Source organism: Streptomyces sp. BE20 (assembly GCF_036322525.1).
Classification (GTDB): Bacteria; Actinomycetota; Actinomycetes; order Streptomycetales; family Streptomycetaceae; genus Kitasatospora.
The window spans coordinates 1-12752 of record NZ_JAQYWW010000116.1 but is presented as its reverse complement, the minus strand read 5'-3'; the positions used below and the strand labels follow the sequence as shown (position 1 = coordinate 12752).

Sequence of the window (12752 nt, the reverse complement as noted above, 5' to 3'; positions counted from 1 at the left end):
CTGGACACACCGCCGAGAGACCCTGCCCGACACCTACCGCGCCATCGCCGGCCTCGTCTCCGACCGCACCGCCGGCACGTGAACCACAGACCTCAACCAGCCCCCTGCTGCCCCACCCGCTATCACGCACCAACTCGTTAGCGTCCCCCTCTACCAGAGGGACGGCGTGCCGGGCGATGATCAGGGCCGCGTTCAGGTCCCGGTCGATCGTCAGGCCGCAGGTGGTGCAGTGGTACTCCCGTTCGGACAGGGACAGTTCGGACTTCACTGTCCCGCAGGCCGAGCAGGTCTTGCTGGACGGGTGCCAGCGGTCAAGGACCGCGAGGCGTGACCCGTACCAGGAAGTCTTGTAGGAGAGCTGTCGGCGCAGCTCTCCGGGCGTGGCGTCCAAGACGGCGCGGTTGAGGCCGGCTTTCTGCCGAACGCGGCGGCCAGGGGCTTCGACGGTGCCACGGGCAGAGCTGGACATACCGGTGACATTGAGGTCTCCGAGCTGGGCGAACGCTACCCGGCCGTGGTCCGCACCTGGCGGGCGGCCTGGAGCGAGTTCACGCCCTACCTCGCGTTCCCGCCCGCGATAAGGACGGTCGTCTACTCGACGAACATGGTCGAGTCGATCAACTCCCGCTTGCGCAAGGCCACCCTCAACCGTGGCCATTTCCCCTTCGAACAGGCCGCGTTGAAGGTGCTCTACCTCGCGGTGCGGGAGCAGATGGCCCCAGGGCACACGACATCAACCACGTCGCCGCACACTGGAAGGAGGCGCTGAACCAGTTCTCACTATTCTTCGAGGACCGGCTCAGCATCCGATAACCACAAAGGACTTACACAAGATCGCTTACACGCCCGGCCGGCTTCTTCGGTGCCGGTGGGGCGGTCGGTCGCATCACGCCGTCGCCTTCGGCCCCGCTGAGGATGCGCTGTGTGGCCGGGTAGTCCCGGACCACGGTCTCGGGGATCCACTGGTAGCCGTCCCAGCGCATGATCAGGCGGGGCTCGTTCCTGCCGGCCGCTGTCGGCGGTCAGGCGGAGGACCTTCAGTTTGCCGACCGGGCGGAGCTGCGCCTTCCTGCGGGCGGCCCACTGCTCCAGGGGTTCTTCGTCGCTCACGCGCTCTTCCTCGTGGTGGTGTGCCTCATCGACGGCCGTTGGGTGTTCAGGCAGTGGCGGCGGCGATGCGCTCCCGGGTGGTGCGGGCCAGGGGAGCGCCGGGTACCGCGGCAAGTTCGGCGTCGAGTTCGCGGAGGCGGTCGGTGATCCGGGTGGAGTCGACGTGGCCGAACAGGTGGAGGGCGTTGTCGGTCGCGGTGTCCGCGCCGTCGAGGTCCCCGGATCGGACGTAGGCACGTGCCAGGGCGATCTGGTCGAAGGCCCGGCTTCGGGTCCGCTCGGCGGGGCGCAGTGCGGTGCCTGCCTCGATGCTGGTGATCGCGTTCCGGGCGCGGTCGGCGTCGTGTTCGGCGGCGATGAGTTCGCAGACGCCGACGGTGACCTCGTACTCCGCACGGTCGAACCAGAGGACCCACGTTGGGGGTTCGGTGTCGTTGTCGAGGGCGTGTTCGGCGGTCGCGATGGATCGTTGGGCGGCGGGGAGGTCGCCGAGGGTGGCGTGGCAGCGCGCTTCGAGGATGGCGAGGACTGCGCGGAGGCGGTCGGCGGGGAGCTTGCGGGTGCCGTACATGCCGGCCTGAACGAGTTCGAGGGCGTCGGTCGGCCGTCGTAGGTGGTTGGCTTGCCGGGCAAGGCAGTTGAGGAGGTGGCCGGCGATGGCAGCTCCGGCGGGGCCTGCGGCCTTGGCGGCTTGGAGGCCGAGCAGGAGGTAGTGCTGCGCCTCGGCGTGCCGTCCTACGTCGTGGGTCATCCATCCGGCGACGGAGGCGAGGTCGGCGACGGCGACGAACAGCTCCCGGCCGACTTCGTCGCTGGCCCGGCCCTGCTTGACCATGGTGGTGATGTCCTGGAGCTGGCCGACGACGGCGCGCCGGCTGAGGCCGCCGCCGTGCGCGTTGTCGAGCCTGCGGAAGGCGTCGGTGGTGTCCCTGATCCGCAGGACATCGGACATGCCGAGGCGGCCGGGGCGGGTGGGGGTGGGCAGTTCGGTGTCGGGTAGGTGCAGCCAGGGCTGTACGGCGGCGGTGAGTTCGGGGCCGGTGAGGAGTCTGGCGGTGGTGGAGGTGGTGTCGTCGGTCATGGCGTCGCTCCGGGTGGTGTCGAGGATCGCTGCGACGACCGCCGCCGCCGACCACCCCGCGGCGGGGCCGACCGAGGGGCGGCCGGTCATCCCGATGTCGGCGGGCGCGAGGCGCACCGGGGGGTTGCAGAGGCGTCCCAGGGCTGTGGCCAGGTACTCGGTTACCGGCTCGCGGGGTTCCTCTCCCCGAATCCACCGGGGGACGCGGGAGCGGTCGGGTTGGATGTCGCGTCGGCCGTGCTCCTGGGCCACCCGCGCGACTTCCCGCACCACCTTCTCGTGGCTGGCCCCGGATCGGGTGACCCAGTAGGCCAGGGTGTCGTTCGGGCGGCGTCCGGGTCCTGGCACCGGATGGTCTCCCTCTGCTCGGTGGCGCGGCGTGCCGTGCAGGTCAGGGTCAATAGCGTACGCGGCAAGGCGTCAACCTCGGCCCGTTGAACGGGTGTTCGCAGCAAAACGCAGCACGGCGCAGCGGCTGGTGCGGTGCCGGTACGCACGGGAGTGCAGCAGCCGCGCACCTGTCTTCGCAGCGGCCGGGTGCGGTGTGGTGGTGTCCAGCCGGCACCGGGCCGGGCAGTACGAGACGCCTTGGGAGATCACGATGGACAACGTGATGGAGAACGAGGTCTTCGACCCGCAGTTCGGCGAGCACGAGGCCGACGAGCTGACCAACGGCCGCCAGCGGTCGAACGACAGCGACAAGGACAACTACTTCGAGTAACGGCCCGCTTGGGCGGGCGCCGAGCGCGGCGTGTCCCCCAGGGTGAGCACTGAGGGGGTCCGGTACGGCTGCGAGCCGTACCGGACCCCCGGTTCGTGGACCGGTCGGCGAGAAGAAGGGGACGTGATGGTCGAGTGGGTCGAGAGCGGGCAACCGGGCCCGTCCGACGTGGCGGAGTTCGGCGGCGGTGTCACGGTGCGCGAGGTCCGGGACGGGCGGGGACGGCTCGCGGTCGCGGGCGACTGCGGCGCGGACCGTGCACAGCTGCTCGCCGGGCTGGACGCGGTCGCGGCGGGACGCTGGTCGGAGCTGACGGACTGGTCGGGCTCGTACTGGGTGGTCGCGGAGCAGGCCGCCGGGCGCAGGTTCGTGTGCGGAGACCTGGCCGGTGTGCGGGGGCTCTGGCACGCCCGAGAGCGGGAAGTTGGACGGGTGTGGGCGAGCGATCCCGCACGCCTGGCCGCCCGGGTCGGCGCGTCGGTGGACCTGGAGGTGCTGACCGCGCACCTGGCGGTCGGCGGGCAGCACTGGCCGACCCGCAGCCTGTGGGCCGGGGTGCAGCGTGTCCCCGGTGGGTGGGGGCTGCTCGTCGAGGGCAACCGTACGTGCTTGGTCGACGTGCGGGAGGTGCGACCCGTGGAGGACCTGATGGCCGGGGCCGAGCGGCTGGGTGAGGCGCTGCGGGTCGCGGTGCAGCGGCGGGTGCGGGCGGCGGGTGGGCCGGTGGGGGCGGATCTGTCCGGCGGCCTGGACTCGGCGGCGGCGGTTCTGCTGGCCGCCGCCGTGGGGCAGGTGCACGCGGTGACCTACACCGACGCGTTCACCAGCGCGGAGGACGCCTTGTACGCGCTCCGGGTGGCCGAACACGCCGGGATCGAGCACAGCATCGCCTCGGGCGGGGCTGGTGAGTTGCCGTTCGGGCTGCTCGGCGCCGCAGCGACAACCGAACCGGCCGCTGCGGTGGTGAACGTCGGGATGGACCGCTGCTACCTGGAGCCCGTGGCGGGTCTGCCGGTGCACCTGACCGGGCACGGCGGTGATGTGGTGCTGGACTCCTCGGCGGCGTGCTGGGTCGGGCAGGTCCAGCGCGGCGAGGCGGGCCAGGCGCGGCGGGCCGCGCAGGACTTCGCGCGGCTGCGCAACGTCGCGCCGGGTCCCTACTGGCGTTCGCTCAAGCGGGCCGCCGCGCTCACGCCGTCCGCTGCCGCCGGGGCGGTCGCCCGGCAGTTGCGCTCGGGAGGGACCATGCCGTCGCCTGCCGGGTGGGCGTGGTGCCGGCCGGGGCCGGGGGCCGGGTGGTTGTCCGCCCCGGGGCGCCTGGCGGTCGCCCGGCTGCTGGACGGCCCCGGGAGCGAGCCGCTGCACGGCGGCTTCGCAGACGAGGTGGACCAGTGGGCGGCACTGCGAGCGGTCGGGGACGACGCGCGCGCCGCGATCCCGCTGTACGAGGCGATGGGCATCCGCCCCGCCCACCCGTTCCTGGACAACCAGGTGGTGCGCGCCGCGTTCGCCATCCCCGCGCCCGCCCGCCGGGGCACCTACACCTACAAGCCGGTGCTGGCCGCCGCGGTGCCGCTGCCGGACTGGCTGATCGGGCGCCGCTCGAAGGGCTCGTTCACGGCGCAGCGTATCCAGGGCCTGGCCCGCCACCGGCGTGCCCTGGACGAGCTGGTCACCGCGAGCGCCCTGATCACACAAGGCCTGGTTGACGTTCAAGCGGTTCGTGAGGCGCTGGCCGATGCTGCGGCGGGCCGATCGGCCGCGCCGATCGCGGACCTCCACCACCTGGTGGCGGCCTGTCGCTGGCTGGACAGCTCGGTGTCCGCCCCGGCTTCCCTGGGGGCGGCGTGCTGACCGTCGCTCCCGGTGTCCACCACGCCCACGTCGGCGGCCAAACCGCGATCCTGAACGTGGGGACCGGCGGGTGGGTGATGCTCGACCCGGCCGCCTCCCGAATCTGGCAGGCGATCGTGCTGCGAGGAGGAGTCGAAGGACTCGCCGAGGAGATCGCCATCCCCAGCGGCGCGGACACCGCCGCCGTCCACCGGGTCATCGGCGCGGCCGTCAACGGCATGGTCGACCGTGGTCTTCTCACCGACCCCGGTGCGCTGCGGGTCCGGCGGCCGTGGCGGCGGAAGGGCGGTGGGCGATGACCGTGATGACACCGACCGCCCGGCCCACCGTCCGTCCAGGCCTGCGGCTGGCCGCCGCCGGCGCCCTCGTCCTGTCGCTGGTCCTGCACCGGTTGCCGCTGCGCCACCGCGTGGCCGTGCTGCGCCCGCTCGGCCGGGCCCGGTACGCCAGTCCGGCCGCGCTGGCCGAACGCCACGAAGCGGTCCTCGCGGTCGTTCCCCGGTGGTGGCCAGGACGGATCGCGTGCACGGAGGTCGCGGTGGCCACCGTGCTGGCGTGCGCCCTGTCCGGCCGCCGGGCCGATCTCGTCTACGGCGCGCGGTTCCTGCCCGACGCCGCGCACGCCTGGGTGGAAGTGCCCGGTGCGGCGGCGGGCAGGAACACCGGTGACGCCGGTGACCGGCCGTGGACTCCCGTCGCCCACTTCCCCGAAAGAGTGAATCCTGCATAGCAGAGTTGACGCCATAATGCGTTGAACTCGGCTTATCTCGGCCCGGGTTGGGGAATGCGGTTGCCCGCCCGTCGGGGTGTGGGCCCTGATGGTCGAGTGACCGCTCCCGCTCTCCCCCTGGCCCCTGCCGGCGAGGTTCCGCACCTGGTGCTGGAGGCCGACCGCCACGACAGCGCCGCGCACACCGTCAGCGCCGCCGGCATCCTGCGCCGCCTCCCGGCCGCGCTGCGCCAGGCGCTCGCGCTGGGCTGGCGTACGGACCGGCCCGCCGTCCTGCTGCTCCTGACCGCGCAGGCGGTGACGGCCGTGCTGACCGTCACCGCTCTGGCGAGCACCACCCGCTTGCTGGCCGCCCTGTTCACCGCCGACGGCCTCTCCGGCGCGCTGGCCGCGAACGCCCGGCCGCTACTGCTGCTCGGCGTAGCCGTCGCGGGCCGGTACCTCGCCGAGGCCGCCGCACAGGGAGCAGCAGCCCGCCTCGCCCCACGGGTCGTCCGCGAAGCAGACCTCCTCGTGATCGGTGCCGCTACCCGCGCCGAAGCCATCGCCTACGAGGACCCCGAGTTCGCCACCGCCTACGAGGCCGCCGCCGACGGCACCGAACGCGCCCGCGACCTCATCACCGACGCCCAGCGGATCACCGCCGCCGCAGCCCGCCTGGCCGCCGCAGCCGCGTTCCTCTCCTACCTGCACCCCGCGCTCCTGCCCCTGCTGGCCGCCGCCGCCCTGCCGTGCGCGTGGGGCGCCGCCCGGGCCGCCCGCATCGAGCACGCCGCGCACCACCGCACGCTCGCCGACTCCCGGCTGCGCAGCGTGTTCCGTGGCTACGCCACCGACCGCAACACCGCCGACGAGATCCGCACCGGCTCCATGGCCGACTACCTCACCGAGCAGTACCGCACCGTGTCCGCCCGTCTGGAGGCGCAGCAGCTCGCCGGGGCCCGGCGAGCGATGGTCGCCACCGGGATCGGCGACGCCCTCACTGCGGCGGTGACCGTCCTCGCGTGGCTGGTACTGCTGTGGCTGGCCACCACCGGCCGGACCGACCCAGCCGCCGCCGGCTCCGCCGCCCTCGCCCTGCGGACCGCGTCCGCCGCGACCACCGGGCTGCTCGCCGCCGGAGCAGGGCTGTTCCGCACCTGCCTGTCCCTGGACGACTGGGCCCGGTTCCTGCGGACCGCCGACCACTGGGCGCACCGTCGCGGCCCTGCCCGGATCGCCGCCGCTCCGGACACAATCACCGCGACCGGCCTGCGGTTCACCTACCCCGGCACCGAGCACCCCGCCCTCGACGGCATCGACCTCACCTTGCGGCGCGGGGAGATGGTCGCTCTGATCGGTGAGAACGGCTCGGGGAAGACCACCCTCGCCAAGCTGTTGACCGGCCTGTACCTGCCGACCGAAGGCACGGTCTCATGGGACGGCCAGGACCTCGCGGGCTCCGACCCGGGCAGCGTGTTCCAGCAGGTGTCCGTCGTCCCGCAGGACTACACCAGGTGGCCGCTCGCGGCCCGCGAGAACATCACCCTCGGCCACCCCGCACCGGACGCGAAGGTGCTGGCCGCCGCCGAGGCCGCCGGCGCGGACGAGGTCCTGGCCAGACTCCCGCACGGCCTGGACACCTCGCTCGCCCGTTCCTGGTGGGGTGGCCACGACCTGTCCGGCGGCCAGTGGCAGCGCGTCGCGGTCGCCCGCGGCTTCCTGCGCGACGCGCCGGTCCTGGTGATGGACGAGCCGTGCGCCGCGATGGACGCCCGCGCCGAGCACCGGGTGCTGACCCGCCTCAAGGCGCTCGCCGTAGGCCGGACCGCCCTGTTCGTCACCCACCGCCTGGCGACCGCCCGCCTCGCGGACCGGATCATCGTGCTCCAGCACGGCCGCGTGGTGCAGATCGGGACGTGGGACGACCTGTCGACAGCACCGGGGCTCTTCCACGACCTGCTGAAACTCCAAGAAGACCGCTGACCGGCCTGGGGCAGCGTCCGAGCCCGGGGACACCTGTCACTGCAGGCTCGTACGCTTTCGGCCCGACATCTCTTCCGCCCCAACACCACCACGGGTACGGCTCCAAGCTGGCGGCGGTACCGCAGTTGTCCAAGCAGAGAGGTACGACACGATGACGCAGGAGCAGCCGAGCGAAGCGAGCCCCGTTTTTGGTGGCCCCGGGGGTGGTACGGACGCCGGCGCTGCCGCGACGTCCCGGTTCGCAGTCGAGCATTCGTTCCTTGGCCAGCTCACCAGCCTGGCCGTCCTCTCGCCTGCTCAGCTCCAGGGGGTGGTCTCCAGGAACCCCGAACTGGCGAAGTCTCACATCTACGCCGTCTGCACACGGCCGAGGATCTCTCTCCCCCCAGGCGGCTTCGTCGTCACCGACGACGCGATCCGGGGGACGTTCCGCTCCCAAGTGCAGGGCGAGTTCAAGGAGGTCACCTTCGAGCAGCAGAACACCTTTGGCGTCCCGGGTCTCCGTGCCGAGACGAAGTGGCCGCACACCGAAGTCGTCCTCCTCGACGGTGCCGGTGAAGTGCGCTCCAGGATGGCTGCCTCCGTTCTGCTGGCCATGCTCATGGCCGGCCATGATCCTCGTGACGAGGCGGTGCAGAACGCCCACCTCAACTTCCTGGACCTCCACGTCGAGTACATCGGGCGGGCGTACAGCGACGGCGGCCGTAACTCCCTCGACCGCTTGCAGAAGCACGAGACCCTCCAGAAGATCCAGGCCGAAGTAGCGGCCACCCGACCCGATCGGGACATCTGGCTCGTTCCCATGGTGTTCGGCGCCCGCTCCGTGATCGCCGAATTCGGCCCCTGGCGCGGCACCGCTTCGAAGGAGGCCGAGCTGCAGCAGTTCCGCGCCGCGCAGGAGACGTCACTTCCGGAAGCCCACCGTGTAGCTCTCATCGAGGGGGCGCTGATCAGGTACTTCGCGCCGACGTACAACAACCAGATGAAGCACACGTTCCCCAGGCCCACGCACAGGGACTACGCCGCCGTGTACGAGCGTGAGCTGATCGGCGCCGGGTTCGAGCTGACGACGCTCTCGGTGGGCACCCGGCTGGGCAGCGACAGCCAGCCCCCGAGCTGGGCTCACGGCAGGGTCTTCTCGCTCCGCACGCCCGACGAGAAGAAGTCGCTCCTCGACCTGGCCGATTGGGCGGGGGCGTAGGGCCGTCCTCGACCGGCCGGGCACCAGCACCGAAGCGCGGGGCCCGCACCGCGGTCAGCGGCCGTCTTCCTCGGGGTGCGTCACATCGGGGCGCAGGCCGAACGCCCGGGTACAGCGGGGGTGAGCGATCGGCCACTCGGCTGCGTCTTCGACGGCGCGCAGGGTCCGGGTGGCCTTGTCGGGGTCGGGGTGGCTGGTCCAGCCGCAGTCGTAGCCGTCGAAGACCTCCACGAACTGGACGCCGTGTTCGCGGGCGGCGGCGAGGGTGCCGCTGTTGATGGTGACGGCGGCCCTGGTGTGGCAGGCGGCTTCGCCCACGCCCGGACGGGCCTTCGGGTGCCGTTCGGTGGACGACGCGATCGAGGCGGTAGGCCGCGGCGAGGCAGTCGGCGACGCCCTCACCTCGGCGGTGACCGTACTCGCCTTGGGGTGCACAGCTGGGCGCCGAGCACCGAGTACTTTCCGATGCTGAAACCGCTGGTGAAACCGCCTACAGGGCCCCTGATCAGGCACTACGGAACTACACGATCCTGTAATTCGCTGATAGCGTGTGGCCATCATCCGCGTGCTCAGGTTCATTCATCACCGAGCTGGAGTGCGTGGCGTCTTCGGCCGGGTCGATAGATTCAACCCATCGAAACCGGGCGTGGACAGCACGAAGGGCCGACTTGGCCAGGTGTTGGAGCACCTGGGAGTAGACCGAGTCGACCCTCCGTACCTCTGTTGCACCACGCGAGGGCCCGGTCACCGCCGGGCTTTTCGCTTATCCAGCTACACGTGCGGCATCATCTCGATACCCGCCAGTCCGGTGGTGACCACGACCAGGGCCGCCGTCCCCCACCGCAGCGCGCGGGTCTCCCTCCGCAGCGCCTGGGTCTCTCGGGCCAGCTCCTGGGTGGCTCCCAGCAGCGCCCGGGTCTCCCCGACCAGTGCCCACGTCGCGTGGACGAGCTCCTCGTCGTCGTGCCCCACCTGGTTCCCGCCAGCGGCGGTTCCCGTGGCTGCGACCTCGTCTCCGGGGTCGTGCTGCTCGGGCCCGCTGGTGGCGCTGGAGCCGTGGATCATGGTGGAGCCCCTCTCTCGACGGATGGTGATGTAGGACGCTGGCTGCGTCAGGCACATCCAGCGCCCCATCTCGCCATCCCTCAGTCGAGGTGAGATCACCCTACCGGGCAAGGAGGGTTGATCGGCCGTCACTCGGATGCTGTGGCGCCGCAACAGAGTTGGGGACCTCGGGCTGCATTCGCCAAGGAGGCTTACATCCCACTGACTTGATTAATCGTGGGGCAGCGCAGCCATCAGACTGCCGTGATGCAGCTCACAAAGCCGTGCCGGGTGGCCGCCTTCCTCACCAGCTACGCCCCCCGGTGCTATTCCTGGTCAGCCCGGATGACGCAGTTGCATGCGTAGTGCCCGGCAGAAGGGTGACGGGCCATCGAGGTAGGCCATGGCGATCTGACGGTTGATCCACTCGCGTCACCTCTGCGCCGTCCTTCGGCGTCCATTTGGCAGGTCACTGCCGGACGGCCTCAGAGATCGCCTCCCTCGGATAGCAGGTCGGAGCGGAGCCCGAAGGCGCGGGTGCAGCGGGGGTGGGAGATCGGCCATTCGGTGGCGTCTTCGACGGTGCGCAGGGTCCGGGTGGCCTTGTCGGGGTCGGGGTGGCTGGTCCACCCGCAGTCGAAGCCGTCGAAGACCTCCACGAACTGGACGCCGTGGTCGCGGGCGACCGCGAGGGTGCCCGCGCTGTAGGCGACGGCGGCCCGGGCGAGGGTGGCGGCTTCGGCCCAGGCCCGGACGGGCATGCGGGTGCCGCCGCGGTAGACGACCCGGTCGAGGGGGTGGGCGGCGGCGAGTTGGTCGGCGAGGGCCTTGGCGGCCTGGAGGGCGGTTCGGCCGGTGAGGGCGGTGGGGATCTGCTGGCGGGCCGCGGCGCGGGCGGCCCGGTAGAACTGGCCGGCACGACGGACGGTCTGCCGGGAGTGCCGTAGCAGGTCGGTGTAGGTGTCGGTGGTGAGGGCGCGCAGGGCGTGCTGGTGGCTGCTGGTCCAGGTGAAGGTCGTACTGAGGGTGGCGGCGGCGATGGCGGCCCCTTGCTCGTACACGGCGGGGATCTGCCGGTCGGCGAGGTCGTGGACGGCGGTGTCCACGGCCCGTTGGAAGTCGCGGATCGCCGTCGTGAACTGGGCGATGGCGTGGGCGAGGTGGGGTCGGCGATGGTCGGCGATGGCGGCGAGGACCGCGGTTTGCGCGGCGGCGAGGTGCTGCCAGGCTTCGGTGAGCTGGTCGGCGGCCGTGGCGGCTGCGGTCCGGGTGCCCGGGTGGTGCTGGGCGCCGGGGTCGCTCATCGGGGCCGCCGGGCGGGCCGGATGGGCACCGCTTCGATCTGGTGGGTGGTGTCGGTGCTGGCGGGGGTGTCGTCCGGGCCGGTGGCGTCCTGGAGGGCGGTGATCTGCCGTTCGAGGCCGGTGAGGTTGCCGGTGCGGTCCATGGTGACCACGCCGTCCACGACGAGGCGCAGCGGTTCTGCGAGGAGTGCGGCGCGGCGTTCGGCGAGGACTTCGAGGGCGACGTTTCGGGCGGTGCCGAGGCGGGTGTGGCGGGCGGTGAGGTCGTCCGTGTTGGTGGTGGGGCCGAGCTGGGCGAGGATCCAGGCCAGGGCTGCGGGGTCCACGGGGCGCTTCCGTTCATCAGTGCGCCGCCGGACCGGACCCTGGGGGTTGGGGTCCGGTCCGGCGGCGCGGCAGCTACTCGGTGTCGGTGCGGGCCCTGCGGGCCCGTGCCGGCTTGGCAGGCGGGTCGTCGGCCGCGTCGGCGTCGCCCGACCCGTCCCCGTCGTGCTCGGCCTCGGGGTCGGGCTGGAAGGCGTCGGCGTGGGTGATCAGTGCGGCCAGCTCGGGCGGCACCTGGTCACCGGGGAGCAGGATCAGCCGCTCCCCGGTCGTCGGGTGGCTGAGGTGGACGGCGGCGGCGAGCCGCTTGCTGGCCATCACAGGACCTTGGCCACGATGTGGCAGTCCGGAGTGTGGAGGACCGGCATCGCCACCGCGCTGCCCTTGGTCGAGATCTGGACCGGGTCGTCCTGCGCGCCGCGGGTGAGGATGATGCCGGGCGCGTCCTCACGCGTGATCTCGGGGTTGGTACCCCGCGCGAGGACCAATGCTTCGGCGGTGACGCCGAACAGGGTCTGGCCCCACTTCTCCCGGTTGGGCGGCAGCATGATCCACCGATCGTCGGGGATGACCTTGGTGGCGACGTCGTCGACGTCGACCTGACCGCGGTAGATGGTGACGCGCGGCAGGCCGCAGTTGACGCGCACCGTGCCGCCGCCCCGGCATTCGCCTGCGCGACGAAGTCCGTCTGGTCGAAGTAGATCGACGGGATCGCGACAAGGCCACCAACAGCTGCCCCAGCCCGTCGCGGTGCGCGTGGGCGGGGGAGCCGCCGCAGCCTCCGACGCGCCACCCTCGAGAGGCCCGCCAACAGCGAAATGGTCGAGACCAATGATGTGACGACGCGTCAGGAAAGTCAGCAATTGGTCAGCATTGATCCGACCAAACGCTGTCACAGACGCCCACACGTGAGAATGCAGGGGTCTCCGCTCGGACCGCCGATGCCACCTCCACGCCACTCGACCACTGGCGCACGGCACCATTCGGCAAGCCGTCGCAGCACGGGAACCGACCGGCCTCCCGCCGGCCCGACTGCGCTTATCTCCGCAGGTCAGCGCACTCGTCCACGTGCCTTCAGCGGGATGTCGGGGAGGGCCGGGGCGTGGAGGCGGGGGCCGTCGTAGCCGTGGACGTCGCCGAAGCGGGTGCCGGTCTCCCAGTCGTTGCGGGCTTGGAGGATCTCTTCGCCGGATCGGCCGATGAAGTTCCACCACATGACGAGTTTCTCCTCGAAGGGGTGGCCGCCGAGGAGGAGGAGGGTGGCGTCGGTGTGGGCCTGGAGGGGGAGGTGGGGGCGGCCGGTGCCGAGGTAGAGCATGGCGCCGGGGTCGAGGCGGACGCCGTCGACCTCGGTGTGGCCGGACATGGTGAGGACGGCGTACTCGAAGTCGGGTTCGAGGGGGAGGCGGTGGTGGGCG

At 71.8% G+C, this 12752-nt stretch carries 14 protein-coding genes and 4 pseudogenes; 8 read left to right on the top strand and 10 right to left on the bottom strand.

Annotation, left to right across the window (positions count from 1 at the left end):
* Positions 1 to 82: pseudogene (locus tag PUR61_RS00645) on the top strand (transposase); the annotation flags it as partial.
* Positions 83 to 235: 153 nt separating this feature from the next.
* Here PUR61_RS00645 and PUR61_RS00640 read toward each other — a convergent pair.
* Positions 236 to 469: pseudogene (locus PUR61_RS00640) on the bottom strand (zinc ribbon domain-containing protein); the annotation flags it as partial.
* An 18-nt stretch (positions 470 to 487) separates the two neighbouring features.
* Between PUR61_RS00640 and PUR61_RS00635 the strand changes: the two are divergent.
* Positions 488 to 813 (top strand): annotated as a pseudogene (locus tag PUR61_RS00635) (transposase); the annotation flags it as partial.
* Positions 814 to 824: 11 nt separating this feature from the next.
* Here PUR61_RS00635 and PUR61_RS44970 read toward each other — a convergent pair.
* Together PUR61_RS44970 and PUR61_RS00630 are read right to left on the bottom strand one after the other, a co-directional pair.
* Positions 825 to 1110: pseudogene (locus tag PUR61_RS44970) on the bottom strand (DUF6087 family protein).
* 46 nt (positions 1111 to 1156) lie between these two features.
* Positions 1157 to 2539, bottom strand: a complete 1383-nt coding sequence (locus PUR61_RS00630) for a transcriptional regulator (RefSeq protein ID WP_329874498.1) — start codon at positions 2537 to 2539, stop codon at positions 1157 to 1159.
* 202 nt (positions 2540 to 2741) lie between these two features.
* Here PUR61_RS00630 and PUR61_RS00625 point away from each other — a divergent pair, with 202 nt between their 5' ends.
* From PUR61_RS00625 to PUR61_RS00600, 6 genes are all read left to right on the top strand, one after another.
* The gene (locus PUR61_RS00625) at positions 2742 to 2912 is read left to right on the top strand and encodes a hypothetical protein (RefSeq protein WP_329874496.1); all 171 of its coding nucleotides are present in this window, start codon (positions 2742 to 2744) and stop codon (positions 2910 to 2912) included.
* 126 nt (positions 2913 to 3038) lie between these two features.
* On the top strand, positions 3039 to 4766 hold the full coding sequence (locus PUR61_RS00620; RefSeq protein ID WP_329874494.1) for an asparagine synthase-related protein: 1728 nt from the start codon (positions 3039 to 3041) through the stop codon (positions 4764 to 4766).
* On the top strand, positions 4760 to 5065 hold the full coding sequence (locus tag PUR61_RS00615) for a PqqD family protein (protein ID WP_329874492.1): 306 nt from the start codon (positions 4760 to 4762) through the stop codon (positions 5063 to 5065). The genes PUR61_RS00620 and PUR61_RS00615 overlap by 7 nt, the downstream gene beginning before the upstream one ends.
* Entirely contained in the window at positions 5062 to 5496 is a 435-nt protein-coding gene (locus tag PUR61_RS00610) for a lasso peptide biosynthesis B2 protein (protein WP_329874490.1), read from the top strand. Before PUR61_RS00615 ends, PUR61_RS00610 begins: the two co-directional genes overlap by 4 nt.
* A gap of 96 nt (positions 5497 to 5592) precedes the next feature.
* Positions 5593 to 7461, top strand: a complete 1869-nt coding sequence (locus tag PUR61_RS00605; RefSeq protein ID WP_329874488.1) for an ATP-binding cassette domain-containing protein — start codon at positions 5593 to 5595, stop codon at positions 7459 to 7461.
* Positions 7462 to 7612: 151 nt separating this feature from the next.
* Positions 7613 to 8662 (top strand): hypothetical protein, encoded by a 1050-nt coding sequence (locus PUR61_RS00600; RefSeq protein WP_329874486.1) that lies wholly within the window; start codon positions 7613 to 7615, stop codon positions 8660 to 8662.
* A 54-nt stretch (positions 8663 to 8716) separates the two neighbouring features.
* On the opposite strand, the gene PUR61_RS00595 is transcribed toward PUR61_RS00600, so the two are convergent.
* The 7 genes from PUR61_RS00595 to PUR61_RS00565 all read right to left on the bottom strand — a co-directional run.
* Complete coding sequence (locus PUR61_RS00595) at positions 8717 to 8980, bottom strand: hypothetical protein (RefSeq protein ID WP_329874484.1); 264 nt, start codon at positions 8978 to 8980, stop codon at positions 8717 to 8719.
* A gap of 453 nt (positions 8981 to 9433) precedes the next feature.
* A complete protein-coding gene (locus PUR61_RS00590) occupies positions 9434 to 9727 on the bottom strand; it encodes a hypothetical protein (RefSeq protein ID WP_329874482.1) in 294 nt (97 codons plus the stop codon).
* A 464-nt stretch (positions 9728 to 10191) separates the two neighbouring features.
* Positions 10192 to 11010: a hypothetical protein gene (locus tag PUR61_RS00585; RefSeq protein ID WP_329874480.1), complete on the bottom strand. Its 819-nt coding sequence runs from the start codon at positions 11008 to 11010 to the stop codon at positions 10192 to 10194.
* Entirely contained in the window at positions 11007 to 11336 is a 330-nt protein-coding gene (locus PUR61_RS00580) for a hypothetical protein (RefSeq protein ID WP_329874478.1), read from the bottom strand. Before PUR61_RS00580 ends, PUR61_RS00585 begins: the two co-directional genes overlap by 4 nt.
* A 73-nt stretch (positions 11337 to 11409) precedes the next feature.
* Positions 11410 to 11652, bottom strand: a complete 243-nt coding sequence (locus PUR61_RS00575) for a hypothetical protein (protein ID WP_329874476.1) — start codon at positions 11650 to 11652, stop codon at positions 11410 to 11412.
* On the bottom strand, positions 11652 to 11981 hold the full coding sequence (locus tag PUR61_RS00570; RefSeq protein ID WP_329874474.1) for a major capsid protein: 330 nt from the start codon (positions 11979 to 11981) through the stop codon (positions 11652 to 11654). The genes PUR61_RS00575 and PUR61_RS00570 overlap by 1 nt, the downstream gene beginning before the upstream one ends.
* Before the next feature lie 404 nt (positions 11982 to 12385).
* Positions 12386 to 12752, bottom strand: a 367-nt coding sequence (locus PUR61_RS00565; protein WP_329874472.1) for a pirin-like C-terminal cupin domain-containing protein, incomplete at its 5' end; no start/stop codon positions are given.